The sequence below is a fragment of the Granulicatella sp. zg-ZJ genome (assembly GCF_010892355.1).
Classification (GTDB): Bacteria; Bacillota; Bacilli; order Lactobacillales; family Aerococcaceae; genus WM01.
In genome coordinates this window covers 1-18,138 of sequence record NZ_WNJY01000034.1, presented here as the reverse complement: position 1 = coordinate 18,138, position 18,138 = coordinate 1, and the positions used below count along the sequence as shown (strand labels likewise).

The window sequence follows — 18,138 nt, the reverse complement described above, 5'->3', positions numbered from 1 at the left end:
TCGTATTTTATTAATCTGTAAGTTATATGTACCATATACCGTACCATCTACTTCACTAGTTGCTTAATAGTTTAAGTCAAAAGTGATGTACGAATAGCTCCTTCCCCGCACAACGTAGGGGAAGAGACATGTATCGTGTACATGTCGGTGAGTCGTACATCACTTTGTGACTTAAAATGAAAAGATAGTGACTTAACATCTGTTAAATCACTATCTTTATGAGCTATCAACCCTATTTGACATAGAGCCGTTTTTTTCTATCACATACTACCCCAAATCCGATTATCAAAATACCTAATCCGATTATTGTCATATTATACTCTCGACTTCCCGTTTTTGGTAATGTTGGTTTATCTGGTATGGTTGATGTTGTCGTTTCTTTTGATATCGTCGAAGTTGTTGTTGTGATTTCAGGCGTTTCCTTGTTCGGAATCGGCGTTGGTTTTTTTGGTTCTTCTTTAAGTGTATTCGTTAAATCAAAACCATTTATTGTTATTTCATAAAACGGTACTGCATCTTCTTTAATAGTGTACTCAATTTTCTGTCCGTTTTCATATTCCAATACATTCGCAAATACATACATCCAATTCATTTCTCTTGTGATGTCTTGTGTACGGACAACCTCTCCATTCGCCAATAAATGTACCGTAATTTTTTCAGGACGTTTGCCGTCTTGGTTATCATTATCTACCCATTGTTTTGTCACTGGAATATTGATACGATTTACAGAACGTGTATTCGTAACAGTCGTTCCCGATACATTTGCCGTATAGCCCTCAACAGCATCCTCACTCACTGTATACACAATGCGTTTGCCATCTTTAAATTCTGGAACATCTTTAAAGACATGCTGCCATTGACTATCTTTTGTAACGGTCACACTATCCACTTGTTCACCATTTGCCAATAAATGTAAAGTTACTGATTCCGGACGTTTGCCGTCACGGTCATGATCATCTTCCCATACTTTATTGACAGGCACATCAATGAATGATGGCTTATGTATGTTCATAATCGTTGTATCGTTGACAACTGTTTCATACCCCTCAACAGCATCTTCCGTTACCGTATAGTTAATTTCTTGTCCGTTTTCATATACTGGTAAATTCTCAAATGTATATGTCCGAGCATTTGCTTCAGTTACAAATACTTGCTGTTTTTCTATTCCATTCGCGAATAAATGTACCGTGATTTTATCTGGGCGTTTGCCATCTTGATCATTATTATCGTTCCATATTTTATTAACCGTCATAGACTTCGTTTTTGGTATGTACTTATTCGTAATTGTATAGCCATCAACAGATGATTCATACTCTGATACAACATCTTCTTTGACGGTATACTCAATTTTTTGTCCATTTTCATATTCTGGCACATTCTCAAATATATACATCCAATTCATTTCTTTTGTGATGTTTTGTGTACGGATAACTTCTCCATTCGCCAATAAATGTACCGTAATACTTTCAGGACGTTTACCATCTTGATTATTATTATCGTCCCATACTTTATTCACCGTAATTGATTTTATTTTTGGCGTATGGCGATTAGTAATGGTATACCCATCAACAACAGATTCATACCCTGCAACAGCATCTTCCGTCACCGTGTAGTTAATTTCTTGTCCGTTTTCATACACTGGTAAATTCGTAAATGTATACATCCAATTTTCTTCATTAGATAGCACCACCGTTTGTTTCTCTGTTCCGTTAGCTAATAAATGAACTTGAATCGTATTCGGACGTTGACCGTCTTGATTATCATGATCATTCCATACTTTATTTACGGTAATAGATTTCACTTCTGGTGTATGAACATTTGTAATAGTATATCCGTCGATTGTCGTTTCATAACCTTCAACAGCATCTTCCATTACCGTATATGAAATTTCTTGCCCGTTTTCGTATACTGGTAAATACTCAAATGTATGCGTCCAATTATCTTCATTAGTTAAAGTAGCCGTTTCTCTTTCTACTCCATTTGCAAATAAATGGACGTGAATGGTGTTTGGACGTTTGCCGTCTTGATCATTATTATCGTTCCATATTTTATTTATTGTAATAGATTTAACTTCGGGAATGTGGCGATTGGTAATCGTATAACCGTTAATGGTTGTTTCATAATCCGCAACAGCATCTTCCGTTACTGTGTACGCAATTTTTTGACCATTTTCATATGCTGGTAAATCCATAAATGTATGTGTCCAATTTTCTGCATTAGACAACGTTATCGTTTGTTTTTCTGCTCCATTCGCTAATAAATGAACTTGAATCGTATTTGGACGTTTAGCATCTCGATTATCGTCATCGTCCCACACTTTGTTCACCGTCACGGAAATAAGTGGCACATTGGCTAACTCTAATGTTGTTGTTTCATCTTCTACAATCTCCACTTGATGTTCGGTTGTATCCAACAGATACCCTGTTGGTGCTGTTTTTTCTACAACTTTATACGTTCCTAAAGGTAAAATTTGTTCAACGACACCATTTTTATTCGTTGTTAATTCATAGGTTACCTCAGGATTATCCATACGTGTAACGGTAAATACTGCATCTGCAAGGAGTGCACCCTCTACTGATTTTTTCACAATTTTTAATGGAGAAGATGGTATGTACATCTCATTCCACACTAAATTTGTTGGTGTAGGTTGGTTCGTATTTGTTGCAATAGAGAAGTTATTCCATGCACGATCTCCTAAATCAGCCATTTCAGGTGCTTTCATTGGTACTTCGACCTCAAGCAACTCTCCTTTATTAAATGTTTGACCGTCTTTTAAGCGTACTCTAATTGCTGTTACCTGTGCATAATCAGCTACCGTTTCACTAAACGATAATGTATTAGATGATTGGTCAACAGGACCAGTTATCTCATCCGTTGAATACTCTATCATAAACTTATGTGCATTTGGTGTTGTAATATGTATCGGGCCTGTTAACGTATTGCTAAATTTAGACTGACGTGGCTCTAATTGCCCAGATGTCGCAGATGCAGCTGTTGAAAAATCATTTAGATGCGGTAAAACATCTAATATTTCATAAGACGATACGTTTGTTAATAAATTATTATAATTCCACAATTTATAGCGGAATGGTGCTCCTACACCTGTTTTCAATCCATCTCTTGTCCAGTTATTTACCGTTTCACGTGCAATATATTTGCGAGCTAACACTTCATATCGACCCGTATATTCATAATAAGCGGACGCTGCTGCAAATGTTTCATTCACATCGCCGTCTTGGTCAATATCTCGCTCATCTTTATAAGGCATTGAGAAATAACCACTCATGTGGTTTTTATCTTTAGTTGTGACAATAGAACCATCTATACTTGCTAAGACATAGTTTGTATTATGCCCTGGAACAGAATTTGCATTGACAGTCGTCACAATTTGAATGGCATCTGAATTATCCATATAGCGATTTAATTGGCCCACACTAATACGATCCTATTTAATAATAACAGCATTCAAACCGGATTCTCGATAATTCGGCACGTACGTTACCGTTGGTCGAGGTGCTCCCCAACCACCATTTAAAGTAGTTGATTTATAGGTTACTCCTTCAGGTAGTAGGTCGATAAATTCAACATTCGTTAAGGTTGCTCTATCTTCCATACCTTTAATCGTGTTGTCCCAAGTACCTTTCAATGTCCAAATCGCAAACTCATTATCTGAACGAATCTTCTCATCTCTTCTAGGCGCAAACCAGCCTGTACCTAATTTTTCAGACAGTTCTTTTTCAATACCGACATCAACCTTTTGCCCAACCAATTTAAATTTGGCCGTATCTTTTCCAGTAAACGAGTAAGAACTTCCATTCGTACGTGTATATGTTGCGGTATAACCACCACTATTAACGTACTCATTTTCTAAATCGACAGCACTTACTACCGGCGCTTCTCTAAAAGCTGTCTTAATGGTAAAACTAACAACTTTTTGATGTGGTAATGTATAACCATTCGGGAAATCAAAATATAATTGTTTAATATTTCTAGCGATTGTACGGTCAAAATTCAACGTACGTCCACTCGAAACAGTACCTAAAACACGTTCACTACCATCGGATAACACCCCACGAACTGTCACATTGGATAAACGTGCGTATTCCACACCATTAAAATAATCTAAAACAATATCGTCTGTTCTAGGCATACTTACGCCCGTGTAATACAAACGACTATCTAAATCATAATCTTTAAACTCTGTAAAAGTGATCGTTTCTGACGTTGTATTCGCAACAGTTAAACGCCAATTAACACCTTTTGATGTGCGTGAAGATACATTTGTCACAGTATGAAGCTGCGTTCCATTATCTCTAGCATCTTCTGGCTCATTTGCAAAATATTTTCTAAATGGTACCCCATTTGTGCTATCCGGTCTAAACCGGTAAGAAACCGTGTTGCTTTGCGTCACGTCCGCTTCATTTACCCCTTTATTTTGTGGGTGAAATACCATTGTCGAGTTTGCCATATAAGCGGTATCCACACTTGCTCCTGGGAACGTCAAGATAAGTGACACCGGATTATATCCATTTACATCATTATAATCTTTTCGGTTTAATGTATACGTTGCAGTATTCGTTGCAGCATTATATGTCCAGTTTGGATTTTTAGATACATCAAATTTAGCAAATGGTGGCAACGGTTGTGTTAACGTAATTGTATTGTATACACGTTGTCCATAATCTGAGTTACTCGGAGTAGCATATTCATCCTTAGAACTTTTTGCAAATGTCTGATAGTCAAAGACAACATCAACAAGTCCTTTCTCATCTAATGTTTGAGTATCGTTCTTTACAAGCCCACCAATTTGATTTTGTCCTCCACGAACAGTCATCGTATACGTTGCTTCTCCCGCCTTCGCTAAAAACGTAACTGTTTCTGCTGTTTTTACAACTGTTCCGTCAGCTTTTTTCAAAGTTGTGGTTATTGGTAAAATTGTTTTGTCAGGCGTTATATACGTTTTAAACTTCGTAAAAATCGGAATTTGTACTTCTCTAGCATCATCAGATGCTTTTAACGGAATACGCCATGTCGTTGCATTGACTTTTGTTGCTCGTCCAAAGACTTCTGAATCCAATGAAACATTCGGCTCTAAACTCTCCACAAACGAAGCGACATCAGACGGAACGGCTAATTCAATATAAGCTCCTGCATATTCTGATTCAGGCAAATTCGCTTTTAACGTTAAAACAGACTGCATAATCTCTCCCGTTAAAAACTCCCTTGTATCCGTTCTCGTAGATGGTACTTGCGTTTGAGTTAAAGTAATCCCCTCATCAGCAGCTCGAAGTACTTGCATGGGCAAAAGTCCAATAACAAGAGCGACCACCATTAAAAGCGATAATAAACGCTGTAATTTTTTCATTTCTCTTCTCCCTTCGTATCCATTTAGTCAAAATGGTATCTATGAGTACAGTACAAAATATTGTGTATATATAATTTATATATTATGTGTTGTACTCAACCTACCCCATTCGTTGTCTTTTTATCTTATCACATTATCTGTCATTTATGTACCCCTCTTCACAAAATATAAAAGAGTAAATTATATAATTAAGTTATCTCATAGTACAAAAAAGCATCTCATATATATACTTCATGTTTTTTATAATTTCAAATTCTATCCCATCTCCAAAAATCTTCGAGTATTATTCTAAAATAAAAAGCATTTGTAAATCCGTTACTTATAAAAAAATCCTGTTTACACCTCTAGAAAATTCCACACCCCTTTTTATTTTTTGACACCCTTAGAAATTTTGTTTGTAGACTTTCTCTTTTAAATATCTTACTCATCTTAATAAATTTAATTCCTTTCTTTCTCTATCATTTCAATGATTTCCAACTGCTTTGACGGATATAAATGTGCATAGTTTAAGGTTATTGAGATACTTTCATGACCTAATCTTTCTGCAATTACCACAGGAGAAAAACCTTGCTCTATCAAATAAGCAACATGAGAATGTCTTAAATCATGAACTCTAATTCGTTTTACTCCTGATAACTTACAAGCTCTATCCATTTCATGATGTAAATATGATTTTGTAAAATTAAATAGTCTCGCCTTTGAATCCAGATGATAAAACATTCCAAAGAAGTCTGCCATTTCATCACATAGAAATTGTGGTAATTGAATTACTCTATTGCTTTTTTCTGTCTTTGGAGATGTAATGTAATCTTTTCCTTTTAACCTTTGAAATGATTTACTAATAGTTAGAGTTTTCTTCTCAAGATCAAAATCGTCTTTTGTAAGTGCAAGCAATTCACCTTCTCTAATACCGCACCAATAAAGTATCTCAAAAGCATAGTATGAGGTAGGTTTGCTCTTAACACTTTCAGCGAATTTTTCATATTCCTCTTTAGTCCAAAATAACATTTCCTGTGCCTTTGATTTCCCCATCTTAGTAGTTTTATGAGCAGAATTACTTGTTAAGCCATAATACTTATTAGCATGATTAAGAATTGCATTTAGTTGATTCTGAATTGTTCTTAAGTAAGTTTGAGAATATTGTTTTCCCTCACCATCTGACTTTTTAAGCAATTCATTTTGCCATTGTAAAATATCCGGAGCTGTTATTTCAGCTATAGATTTCTTGGCAAAATATGGTATTATTTTCGTTTCTATAATATGAACCTTTGTCAAATAAGTGTTGTATTTAATCCTCGGCTTTAAATCGCTCAAATAGATTTCAACAAAGGATTCAAATAACATATTCAAATCTCTTGACTTACTCGCTAAAAACTCCCTTTCATATTCCAATGCCTCTCTCTTTGTAGCGAATCCACGTTTTGTATGGATTTGTTTTACTCCTTGCCAATCAACATACCTCAAATAAATTTTCCATGTACCTCTTTCTTTATCCTTGCTTGCTGACACAGCACCACCTCCTACACTTCTTTCGATTGTCCATAACAGTTTTCTTCATAAAATTTTCGATTAACCTTGCCTGCAATCACTATCAGATTTGGATTGCCTTTTAACATTCTCTCATTTAATTCTTTTATCATTTTGTATGCCTTAGGTTTTGAAACTCCCCAATCTTTGCTGACTTCTTCAGCATCAACATACATTTTTCTCATATTTTTCCTCCTTTCTTGTTTATTTGAACTTGCGATATATATTAGTATACCAATTTATATAGCATAAGTCAATGTCCATTTCTAATTTTTATCAGAATTTCTCTTTATTTTTAGTATACGATTTGATATAATAAGATATAATAAATATAGGAGATTATAATATGAATAATAAAACTGTATCGGAACGATTGAAATATCTTCGTTCTATAAATAAAAAAACACAAAAGGAGTTTGCAGAATTTTTAGGAATACCTCAACCGTCAATGTCTGCTTACGAAAATGGTAAAAATAATCCTACAATAGATGTGCTGATAGATATTGCCGATAAATGCAAAGTATCTTTAGATTGGCTTGCCGGAAGAAGTGACTATACTTTAGGTCTTTCAAGCATGAGAGATTTTGTATTATTTATGTATGAACTGGCAATGAAAAAAGAAATCGGATTTGAAATAATTGTGGAAGATAAATTCCCCATTAATGACATTGAAACCGATGAAAATAAATGGAATGTTAAGCTTGTGTTCTATGGTAATGATAAAAAACACGCTTTTAATGCTGACGTATGCAATATTCTAAAAGAATTGTCTGATAATCTGTTTGACTTGGAGTCTTACTCTATTACAAAAGAACAATTTGATTCTATGAAAAATAAGTCTGTAGAGTATTATTCTCTCCCACTAACACAGAAAGAGTTTGAGGAACTTTCAAGAGATGAAATTCTAAAAAAGAGAATTGAATACCTGAAAGAAAATAATTTGTTATAACTTTAATTGAATACTGTAATATATACAAAAGTGAGGTATACATATGAGATTTTGCGATTTATTTATCAGTTATAAAATAGGTTTAAAGGACATCAAGAGTACTATCCCTTTTACTAAGCTACCGCTATACCGAAAAGTTTTTCTTATCATCTTTCTTACCGGAATTATTATCAGTGGCATTTTGCTTATATTTATACAAAATATATTTTCATTTATCCCAATGGGATTAAGCTTAATTTCACTTATCATTTTCGCTATAATTGACTCTAAAAAAGATAATCTTAGTGTCATGCTTGAAAACCATTATATTCCCTATTCTGAAAAGCGAATGAATATGACAATTGAAGTTTTAAAAAAGTATAATATTGACATCAAAAATTTAGATTCTCTTGATATGTTAATTACGGAAGCAAAATATGCACAAATACAATGTGATTTATTCTCACAATTTAAAAAACCTTTCAAAACATTGAGGGCAATCATTATTCCTATCGTCGTATTTGTTGCCAAGAAAATTAGTGAGACAGCTACAGAAACACAGATGCTTAATGTGGCGGTATTAACAATAATCTTAATTTTACTAATTTTTTCACTCATATTTTCTTTCGCACCTATTGTAAAAGATATATTTTATATCGACTATAATAGGTATGATGAATTTATATATGACTTAAGACAAATAAAACTTTTCTATTCAAAAAACTAGCTACTTGATTACTCTACACTTACGCAAAAATAATTTGAAGCTCTTAGTCGTGATAAGATTCTAAAAAAGAGAATTGAATACTTGAAAGAAAATAATTTACTGTAATAAATAATGCTACGGGAAATCCCTGTAGCATCTTTAAATACAAAATAATCACCCAAAGAATTACTCTTTAGGTGACGTATTTCTAAAATCTGCAAGCATTTTGCAAGCCTCCCACTCACAAAACGGCTATTCATAAGACTTTAGAGCCTGTTTTTCACTACTCCCACTCAATCGTTGCAGGCGGTTTACTCGTAATATCATACACCACTCGGTTGACGTGTGCTACTTCATTGACAATTCTAGCACTAATCGTTTGTAGCACGTCCCATGGCAAGCGAGCGAAGTCGCTTGTCATGCCGTCGATACTTGTGACAGCACGGATACCGATTGTGTAGTCGTAAGTACGACCGTCCCCCATAACACCGACACTACGAATACCTGGTAAGACTGTGAAATATTGCCATACGTCACGTTCTAAGCCGGCTTTTGCGATTTCTTCACGTAAAATAGCATCACTTTCACGCACAATGTCTAGTTTTTCTTCTGTAATCTCACCAAGGACACGGATACCTAAACCTGGTCCAGGGAATGGTTGCCGCCACACTAAACTATCTGGCATGCCTAGAGCTGTTCCTAAGGCACGGACTTCATCTTTGAACAATGTGTTTAATGGTTCAATCAATTCAAATTGCATATCTTCTGGTAATCCACCTACATTGTGATGTGATTTAATCGTTTGTGCCGTGTCTGTTCCAGATTCGATAATATCTGTGTATAGCGTTCCTTGTGCTAAGAAGTCTACACCTTGTAATTTTGATGCTTCATCATCAAACACGTATACAAATTCATTTCCGATAATTTTACGTTTTTGTTCAGGGTCGCTAACGCCTTGTAATTTTGATAAGAAGCGGTCTTTTGCGTCTACACGAATAATGTTTAAGCCAAATTTACCTCCAAGGCTTTCCATGACTTGATCGCCTTCACCTTTACGTAATAGGCCATGGTCGACAAAAATACATGTTAATTGATTTCCAATAGCTTTTTGTAATAACACACCCACGACACTTGAATCCACCCCACCGGATAATCCAAGCAATACTTTTTTATCGCCAACACGTTCACGAATTTTGGCAATTTCTAAATCAATGAAGTTTTCCATTGACCAGTCGCCTGTTGCACCACACACATGGAACACAAAGTTTTTCAACATCTCATTGCCATGTACACTATGGCGTACTTCTGGGTGGAATTGCACCCCAAAAATACGACGTTCTTTGTTTTCAAACGCTGCAAATGGGCAGTTTGGGTTACTTGCCGTCACAGTAAAACCGGCTGGAATTTCTGTAATACGATCGCCATGGCTCATCAATACTTCTTCATTTTCAGATAAACCTTGGAATAGTCCTGTTTCTGTTTGGAATACATCAATCTGAGCTGTTCCATATTCACGATGTGTCGTTGCAGGCTCTACTTTACCACCTAGTAAATGTGTTGTTAATTGCATACCATAACACACACCCAAAATAGGTAATCCTAAATCAAAAATCTTTTTATCTACTGTAAATGCATCTTTTTCATACACGCTATTTGGTCCACCAGAAAAAATAATGCCTTTTACATTTCCTTTTGACATAATCTCCTCTGCCGTTAGTTTATGTGACACTAACTCTGAAAATACACCAAACTCACGGATACGTCGTGTAATTAACTGATTATATTGTGAACCAAAATCTAATACAATAATTTTTTCTAATTCGTTTAACGCCTTCATAACACCCTCCTCATCACTATATGCTCATTATATCACGGTCTAATAATTCTTCAACAACACATAATCAATTAAATGATTTTCTGTTTTATGGAGCACCAAATCCGCTCTTGTTTTCGTCGGTAAAATAAACTCTACTAAATTTTTCAAATTCGTATTTTTCCAAACTTCCTTTGCCATAGCAATCGCGTCCTCTCGTTTTCCAATGGCATATTTATAATAATAATTACTCGGATTATTTTTTGCCAAATCCATTAACATTTCAAATCTCTGCAAGTACCACTTCTCTATATTCACAGGCTCAGCATCCACATAAATCGCCCAATCAAAAAAATCACTCACATAAATATCCCGATTAGGAGGCAGTTGCAACACATTGATTCCCTCAACAATCAACACATCAGACTGCTGCACCGTTTGATACGTATCGGGAATAATATCATAAATTTCATGCGAATAAACAGGCGCCAGTACCGGCTCATCACTCGTTTTAACAGCCATTAAAAACGATACAAGACGCTCCATATCATAACTTTCTGGGAACCCCTTTTTGTCTAAAATGCCCCTTTCTTTTAAAGTAGCTGTCGTTAATAAAAAGCCGTCAGTAGTCATTAACTCTATCTGTTTATTCGGATAAAGTTGCTGTAACATGGTCTGGAGTAGTCTAGCTGTCGTACTCTTTCCTACCGATACACTCCCAGAAATGCCAATAATAAATGGCACTTTCCGTTTCGGTTGATGTAAAAAATCTTGTAAACTCGATTGCTTTTCAATATGATGTTTCAAATACAAATCAAATAAACGCACCATAGGCATATAAATATCCGTCACATCATCTAAAGATACTCTGTCATTTAACGACGTCAATTTTTTTAACGTATCCTCTGTTAAATGAATGTCATACGCCACTCCAAATGTTTTCCACGCCTCACGTGAAAATTGACTATAATGTTCCATACCAACTCTTTACCTCTTCATCAAAATCGTTCTATATTACTATACCACAATTCAGAAAACTTATAAATTTTTTTAAAACCTTAGAAAAATACAGATATTTCATGTAAAATACATATAGACAAGAAAAGGAGAACATTATGATTGGGATTGCCCGTGCACACACAAATATTGCCTTAATAAAATATTGGGGAAAACGTGATAAAAAGCTCTTTTTACCAATGAATAGCAGTTTATCATTAACACTGGATGCCTTTTACACGGATACAAAAGTAACCTTTGATCAAACGCTGACAAAAGATACTTTTTTCTTAAACAATAAAGAAGAAACAACCGAAAAAATTACACCATTTTTAGATTTATTTCGAGAAAAAATGTCCTCACCTTGCTTTGCCAAAGTAGAAAGTTTAAACTTTGTCCCTACCGCAGCTGGTTTAGCTAGTTCAGCATCTGCTTTTGCTGCTCTAGCCGGAGCCATAAATCAAGCAAGTAGCTTACATTTAGATACACAAACACTCTCAACATTCGCTCGACGTGGCAGTGGTAGCGCAACACGCAGTCTGTACGGTGGCTTTGTTGAATGGAACAAAGGGACAGACTCTCACAATTCTATGGCAATCCCAATAGACGATGCGAGCTGGGATATTGCTATGATTATCATCGTCGTTAACCAAGCGAAAAAGACGATTTCAAGTCGTGACGGTATGGCATTAACTGTTCAAACTTCCCCTTTTTATCAAGCATGGGTAGAAAGTGCAGAAAAAGACTTACAAAATATCAAACAAGCGATTGCCAATAAAGATTTTATTACTTTAGGAGAAATCACTGAATTTAATGGTATGAAAATGCACGGCACCATGCTTGGTAGTAATCCTCCATTTTGTTATTTTGAACCAGAAACGATTATTGCTCAACAAGCCATTCGACAATTAAGAGCAGAAGGGATTCCTGCCTATATGACAATGGATGCTGGCCCAAATGTTAAAGTATTATGCCAAACATCAACTATTCCAACCATTTTATCTCATTTAGAAACGCTGTTTTCTAAAGATAAACTTATCATCTCTAAAGTTGGAAAAGCCATGCATTACTTAACACAAGACGACTGGGAACAATCTCTACAATCATTCGAGGACACATTATGATAACCGTAAACGTACCCGGAAAATTATTTATTGTGGGAGAATATGCCGTGACATCACCTCATCAGCCTGCTATTATCGCCCCTGTCGAGCGTTTTTTGACGGCACGTATTGACGACTATCACGACAATATTATTTTTTCAGAACAACATAAACACACACTCGTTCACTTCACAAGGGAGAAGGAACAGATTTCAGCAACACCAAATCTATATCCGCTCATCACAACAGCCATTCACATAACAGAAAGTTATTTAACGATTACGCCAAAGCCGTTCCGTTTAGATATTTCATCGGATTTAGATGCACCAGATGGAACAAAATATGGTTTAGGTTCTAGTGGTGCCGTTACCGTCGCAACCATTAAAGCCGTGGGCGCTTTCTACGGAAAAACACTAGACAATCTTACCGTCTATAAATTGGCTGTCTTAACGCATTTATCTTTAAATAGCGTCGGTTCTTTTGGTGACATTGCCACTATTGCATTCGGCAAGCTAATCGCCTATACGATGTGTGATATTAACTGGTTAAAGCAACAACAACACACATGCTCCATTCAAGAAATTGTTCATCGAAAATGGAAAGACTTATCTATTGAATGCCTTACTTTACCTAAAAATCTTTCTTTTTTAATCGGTTGGACTGGTACCCCTGCTAGTACCGAATTACTCGTTAAAGAAATGAAAAAGCAAAAAGAAAGTGCACTTTATCAAACATTTCTAATGGATAATAAAGACTGTACAAATCAATACATTCAAGCCATTAAAGAACAGAATATTTCTGTTATAAAAGCATGTATACAAAAAAACAGAAAGCAACTACAACAATTATCCCGCTATATTGAAACACCAACATTAAAAACTCTTTGTGACATTGCCGAACGCTATGGAAGTGTGGCGAAAACATCGGGTGCCGGTGGGGGAGATTGCGGTATTTGTTTAGTTGAAAATGTACAGCAGAAAGAAAACATTATAAGTGCTTGGAATCAAGCAGCTATCTTACATTTAGGAGAAATTGGAGGCAATTATGACACAGCAAGTCAATCGAAAAGATGAGCATATCCAGCATGCTCTTGAACAATTTGTTCAGGAATCGACACCCGAGTTTGCACAAACACAATTTGTCCATCACTCATTCCCTGAAATAGCGTATGAGGATGTTGATATTCATACAAACTTGGATACTTTATTATTATCTGCTCCATTTTTCATCAATGCGATGACTGGGGGTAGTCAAAAAGCTTATGACATCAATCGCCAATTAGCTTTTATTGCCAAGGAAACCGATATACCTCTAGCAACTGGGAGTGTAAGCGTCGCTTTAAAAGAACCTGACACGGCAGAAAGTTTTCGTGTTGTCAGACAAATCAATCCAAATGGCTTAATCTTTGCAAATTTAGGTGCACATCACTCCGTGGAAAACGCTAAAAGAGCGGTCGACTTACTCGAAGCGGATGCCCTACAAATTCATGTGAATACCCCACAAGAAATGGTTATGCCCGAAGGAGAACGAGATTTTACAGGTTGGCTGCATCACATCGAACAAATTGTCGCCGAATTAAACATACCCATTATCGTCAAAGAAGTTGGATTCGGCATGTCAAAAGAAACAGTAACCCAATTAACAAATATTGGCGTGCGTATCATTGATATTTCTGGTAAGGGTGGAACAAATTTTGTCGACATTGAAAACAATCGCCGTATAACACCGTCATATAACATGCTCTCGGCATGGGGACAATCAACGCTCATTTCCTTATTAGAGGCCCAAAGCGTCCCCCATCCTACATTGATTGCATCTGGTGGAATCAAAAATGCACTAGACATAACTAAATGCATTGCTTTGGGCGCGAATGCCGTTGGGTTATCTGGACAAATACTCTATTTGCTAGAACGTCATGGTGTAGAGCAAACAATAAACTACATTCACCAAACAAAAGAACACATACGCACCATTATGACCTTACTTGGTGCAAAAAATATCTCTGAGTTACAACAAAAAGCTGTTGTTGTAGCACCGACTATCCAAAACTGGTGCCATGCTCGCCATATAGACTGGCAATATTTTGCAAATCGTAATTAACAAAAATAGTGAACGGACGCTCCCAAACGTCCGTTCACTATTTTTGATATTGCTTTTTAAATAAATACTGACTTATACCAAATAATAAAAGTATACCTAGAACTATCTAGGTACACTTTCTCACATATTCTATTAAACATTGGCTCCATCCAATTTTTATCCCTTTACACTTTAGCTTTTTGTTGTTGATACCACTTTTTCACAAAAATAATCACATTAACAAAAACTAATACTGTCACAAAAATCAGTGTAATGGTTGCACCTGGAGGCGTACTGTATTCATAAGAAGCATATAAACCGCCTACCATACCTAAAAACCCAATACACATTGCCCATAAAATGACACTTGTAAAACTATTTGAGAAACGCATGCTAATTGCTGTGGGTAAAATTAAAATGGAGGCAACAAGTAGAGCGCCTGCAATCGGCATCATTACACTAATGGTCACACCCGTGACAATATTGATTAACAATGACATTAATCGAACAGGTAATCCGGCTGTAAAAGCTGTGTCTTCATCAAACAATAGTACATATAAAGGTTTTCTAAACAGAATATACAATCCACCAATAAAAATGACTAAACCAATTAAAATAGACACCTGTTCACTGGATACGGTAACCAATGAACCAAATAAATATTGTTCAACTTTAATACCCGCTGCATTTTTTCTAAGGGACATCAAAATCAATGCAACTGCTAATCCCGTAGACATCAAAATGGCAACCGATATTTCAGAATAGCTTTTATACACACGACTTAAATACTCCATAATCAATGCAGCAATCATCACAACAACAATCGTTGTCACTGTTGGTGAAACACCAATCAACAATCCTAAAGCAACCCCTGATAAAGAAACATGCGATAATGTATCTGCCAATAAAGACTGTTTACGCAAAATTAATAATAAACCTAAAATAGGAGCAATACACGCAATACAAATCGCTGCTAAGAACGCTCTTTGCATGAAATCATACTGAAACATCTCCATGGTGAATGCTCCTTTCTCACTAAATGTACATGTTTGTCAATATAGTCATCTAATATATCATCCTCATGGGTCACCATTAAAACAGCTTTATGGTGGTGTTGGCAACTATGTTTTAACAAATCATAAAACTGTTTCCGTGATTGAATATCCATACCAGTTGTTGGTTCATCTAAAATCAATAAATCTGGATCTGTAGCAAATAAACGAGCTAAAAAAATTCTTTGTTTTTGCCCACCAGATAAATCCCCAATACGTTTATACTTCAAGTCCCACATACCAACCGATTTTAATGATTTTTCAATATGCTCTTTATCATGTGCATCTAAGCGTTTGAACCATTTTCCATTCGCATATCGTCCTGATGCAACTAAATCATACACACGACTAGGAAACCCCACATTGAATGAAGCAATTTGTTGTGGAGCATATCCAATTAACATTTTTTGTCCAAATTGATTCACTGGACTAATATGTGCTGAACCTTCTTGAGGTTTTAATAAACCTAAAATCAACTTTAATAACGTCGACTTAGCTGCGCCATTTTCTCCAGTTAAAATGGCAAACTCTCCAGCTTCTAATTGAAAGGATATATTATCTAAAACTCTTTCAGCATCATAGGAAAAAGATAACTGATGAACGTCAATATATGCCATTTTCTCACTCCTTTTTCAGTAGAAAAAGCACCAACTTGTGTCAGTGCTATTCTTTATTATATACTAATTCGATCTTGTTTTTCTACTTAATTGATTTTTGTAATGATACTAAGTTTTCTTCTAAAATTTGTAAGAAATCTTTACCTTCTACTTTTGATTCCATTGTATACAATGTTTCAATACTTGCACCTGTTTCTTTTGCAACAGCGTTTGCTGTAGCTTGAGAACTACCTGGATCAACATAAATTGTTGTTAATTTATGCTCTTTCATTTCTTCAACAACTTCTGCAATATCTTGTGCTGTTGGCTCTTTTGCTTGTAAACCAGAAATTGCTTCTTGTTCTAAGTCATAACGATGTGCAATGTATCCAAATGCAGCATGTTGTGTAACAAACGCTTTGTTTGTAGCATTTTTAAAAGCAGCATCATATTTTTTAGCTAAAACATCTAATTTTTCAAGTAACATATCACGATTTTTTTCATAATCTGCTTTATGAGCAGCATCCGCTGCAATTAAACCTTCTGCAATAGTTTTTACTTGTGCTTTTGCTGTTTCTGGATCTAACCAAATATGTGGATCCAACACATCCTCATCTTCATCATGGTCATCTTTATGATCTCCATCATGATCATGATGATGTCCTTTTCCTTTTATAAAGGAAACATCTTTACCAGATTCAATAAATGCCACTTTTGATTCTTTACCTAAACCATCTTGTACACTTTTCACCCATGTTTCCATGTTGTTACTACTATATACAAATACTTTAGCTTTATCAATTAGTGCAATATCTTTTGCACTTGGCTCAAAATCATGTGGCTCTACCGCTCCCTCAATTAACATGCTGACGTTAGCATGTTCACCTGCAATCGCTTGTGTCATATAATACACAGGATAAAAACTTGTCACAACAGACAATTTTTCCATTTTTGGTGCTTCAGTCATTTCTTGTTTCTTACTTGGTGCTTGACATGCAGCTAATACAAGTACCAAAATAAAGAAACTTAATTTTTTTAAATGTTTCATAATATCTCCTTTTTGTCGAAATAGTAATGCTTACGATTTGTATTTTAACATATTTTACTCAAAAATTCAAGTTTTTTATATACTGTAGTATTTGTATTCATAATTCTTTTTTGATATACTTTTTTTATCGTACATAAAAGGAGATTGATTATGTCAACAAAACAAAGTCATATCAAACAATTAACACTATTTTCTTTATTTACAGCTATTTTAATCATGCAAACATTTATTCCCGTTTTAGGATATATTCATCTAGGCTTTGTCGACTTTACTATCGTTCATATTACTGTTATTTTAGCTGCCTGTCTTTTAGGTTCAAAATTAGGAACAGGGATTGGCTTAACATGGGGATTGCTTTCAATGATAAAAGCCTACACAACAGCAGGTATTTTAAATCCCCTATTTTATAATCCTCTTATCTCCGTCCTACCTAGAATGCTTGTAGGTTTATTGGCAGGAGTTCTTTTTCAATTATTAAGTAAAAAAATTAGCTTAACCATGTCTGCGGTCATTGCCTCATTCATTGGGACCATCACAAATACAGGACTTGTCCTAGGTGGATTTTATGTCTTTGGCTATCAATTTATCGCCAACACACTCCCAAATCCATCTCAATCAGGAGATGTTGTTCTCGGATTTATTTTGACACTTATTTCTACAAATACATTATTTGAATTATTATCAGCAATTATTGTAACACCCGCATTAGTCAAACCTTTATCATCCCTATTCAAAAAATAATGAAAAACTCAATTTTCCAAACAAACACAAATAAGCCGACATCAACATGTCGGCTTATCAGACTGTTGACAAATTAAAATGTCGACAGTCTTTTTTCGTATCAGACGTTAAGTTGTACGGCTTACCATGATGTACACGATACATCGCTCGTTCTCTACTACGTGCGAGAACGAAGCCATTCGTA

At 35.4% G+C, this 18,138-nt stretch carries 15 protein-coding genes; 6 read left to right on the top strand and 9 right to left on the bottom strand.

Features of this window, described 5'->3' with window-relative positions; all coding sequences use genetic code 11:
- Positions 1-232: 232 nt before the first annotated feature.
- The 4 genes from GMA11_RS08360 to GMA11_RS08345 all read right to left on the bottom strand — a co-directional run bounded on the left by GMA11_RS08360 (position 233) and on the right by GMA11_RS08345 (position 7,077).
- Complete coding sequence (locus GMA11_RS08360) at positions 233-3,433, bottom strand: Cna B-type domain-containing protein (RefSeq protein WP_163546699.1); 3,201 nt, start codon at positions 3,431-3,433, stop codon at positions 233-235.
- Positions 3,434-3,445: 12 nt separating this feature from the next.
- Positions 3,446-5,365 (bottom strand): hypothetical protein, encoded by a 1,920-nt coding sequence (locus tag GMA11_RS08355; RefSeq protein ID WP_163546698.1) that lies wholly within the window; start codon positions 5,363-5,365, stop codon positions 3,446-3,448.
- A 438-nt stretch (positions 5,366-5,803) separates the two neighbouring features.
- A complete protein-coding gene (locus tag GMA11_RS08350; RefSeq protein ID WP_163546697.1) occupies positions 5,804-6,874 on the bottom strand; it encodes a site-specific integrase in 1,071 nt (356 codons plus the stop codon).
- An 11-nt stretch (positions 6,875-6,885) separates the two neighbouring features.
- Positions 6,886-7,077, bottom strand: coding sequence for a hypothetical protein (locus tag GMA11_RS08345; RefSeq protein ID WP_154476454.1), 192 nt, complete (start codon positions 7,075-7,077; stop codon positions 6,886-6,888).
- A 161-nt stretch (positions 7,078-7,238) separates the two neighbouring features.
- Here GMA11_RS08345 and GMA11_RS08340 point away from each other — a divergent pair, with 161 nt between their 5' ends.
- Positions 7,239-7,841 carry a helix-turn-helix domain-containing protein gene (locus tag GMA11_RS08340; protein ID WP_163546696.1) on the top strand — a complete coding sequence of 201 codons (603 nt, stop codon included), beginning with the start codon at positions 7,239-7,241 and terminating at the stop codon, positions 7,839-7,841.
- 43 nt (positions 7,842-7,884) lie between these two features.
- On the top strand, positions 7,885-8,547 hold the full coding sequence (locus GMA11_RS08335) for a hypothetical protein (RefSeq protein WP_163546695.1): 663 nt from the start codon (positions 7,885-7,887) through the stop codon (positions 8,545-8,547).
- Positions 8,548-8,809: 262 nt separating this feature from the next.
- Here the strand turns inward: GMA11_RS08335 and guaA are convergent, their stop codons facing one another.
- Both guaA and coaA read right to left on the bottom strand, forming a co-directional pair.
- Complete coding sequence (gene guaA / locus GMA11_RS08330; protein WP_163546694.1) at positions 8,810-10,363, bottom strand: glutamine-hydrolyzing GMP synthase; 1,554 nt, start codon at positions 10,361-10,363, stop codon at positions 8,810-8,812.
- Between the two features lie 39 nt (positions 10,364-10,402).
- Positions 10,403-11,317 carry a type I pantothenate kinase gene (gene coaA / locus GMA11_RS08325; protein WP_163546693.1) on the bottom strand — a complete coding sequence of 305 codons (915 nt, stop codon included), beginning with the start codon at positions 11,315-11,317 and terminating at the stop codon, positions 10,403-10,405.
- Between the two features lie 137 nt (positions 11,318-11,454).
- On the opposite strand from coaA, the gene mvaD reads away from it, so the two are divergent.
- From mvaD to fni, 3 genes are read left to right on the top strand one after another with little or no spacing between them, the layout of a single operon-like run.
- Positions 11,455-12,459 (top strand): diphosphomevalonate decarboxylase, encoded by a 1,005-nt coding sequence (gene mvaD / locus GMA11_RS08320; RefSeq protein WP_163546692.1) that lies wholly within the window; start codon positions 11,455-11,457, stop codon positions 12,457-12,459.
- Positions 12,456-13,511, top strand: coding sequence for a phosphomevalonate kinase (locus GMA11_RS08315; protein WP_163546691.1), 1,056 nt, complete (start codon positions 12,456-12,458; stop codon positions 13,509-13,511). Before mvaD ends, GMA11_RS08315 begins: the two co-directional genes overlap by 4 nt.
- On the top strand, positions 13,483-14,538 hold the full coding sequence (gene fni / locus GMA11_RS08310; RefSeq protein WP_163546690.1) for a type 2 isopentenyl-diphosphate Delta-isomerase: 1,056 nt from the start codon (positions 13,483-13,485) through the stop codon (positions 14,536-14,538). Before GMA11_RS08315 ends, fni begins: the two co-directional genes overlap by 29 nt.
- A 164-nt stretch (positions 14,539-14,702) precedes the next feature.
- On the opposite strand, the gene GMA11_RS08305 is transcribed toward fni, so the two are convergent.
- The 3 genes from GMA11_RS08305 to GMA11_RS08295 all read right to left on the bottom strand — a co-directional run bounded on the left by GMA11_RS08305 (position 14,703) and on the right by GMA11_RS08295 (position 17,213).
- Complete coding sequence (locus GMA11_RS08305) at positions 14,703-15,533, bottom strand: metal ABC transporter permease (RefSeq protein ID WP_163546689.1); 831 nt, start codon at positions 15,531-15,533, stop codon at positions 14,703-14,705.
- Positions 15,491-16,186: a metal ABC transporter ATP-binding protein gene (locus GMA11_RS08300; RefSeq protein ID WP_163546688.1), complete on the bottom strand. Its 696-nt coding sequence runs from the start codon at positions 16,184-16,186 to the stop codon at positions 15,491-15,493. Before GMA11_RS08300 ends, GMA11_RS08305 begins: the two co-directional genes overlap by 43 nt.
- Before the next feature lie 82 nt (positions 16,187-16,268).
- Positions 16,269-17,213 carry a metal ABC transporter solute-binding protein, Zn/Mn family gene (locus GMA11_RS08295; RefSeq protein WP_163546687.1) on the bottom strand — a complete coding sequence of 315 codons (945 nt, stop codon included), beginning with the start codon at positions 17,211-17,213 and terminating at the stop codon, positions 16,269-16,271.
- A 150-nt stretch (positions 17,214-17,363) separates the two neighbouring features.
- On the opposite strand from GMA11_RS08295, the gene GMA11_RS08290 reads away from it, so the two are divergent.
- Positions 17,364-17,954 carry an ECF transporter S component gene (locus GMA11_RS08290; protein ID WP_163546686.1) on the top strand — a complete coding sequence of 197 codons (591 nt, stop codon included), beginning with the start codon at positions 17,364-17,366 and terminating at the stop codon, positions 17,952-17,954.
- Positions 17,955-18,138: the final 184 nt, after the last annotated feature.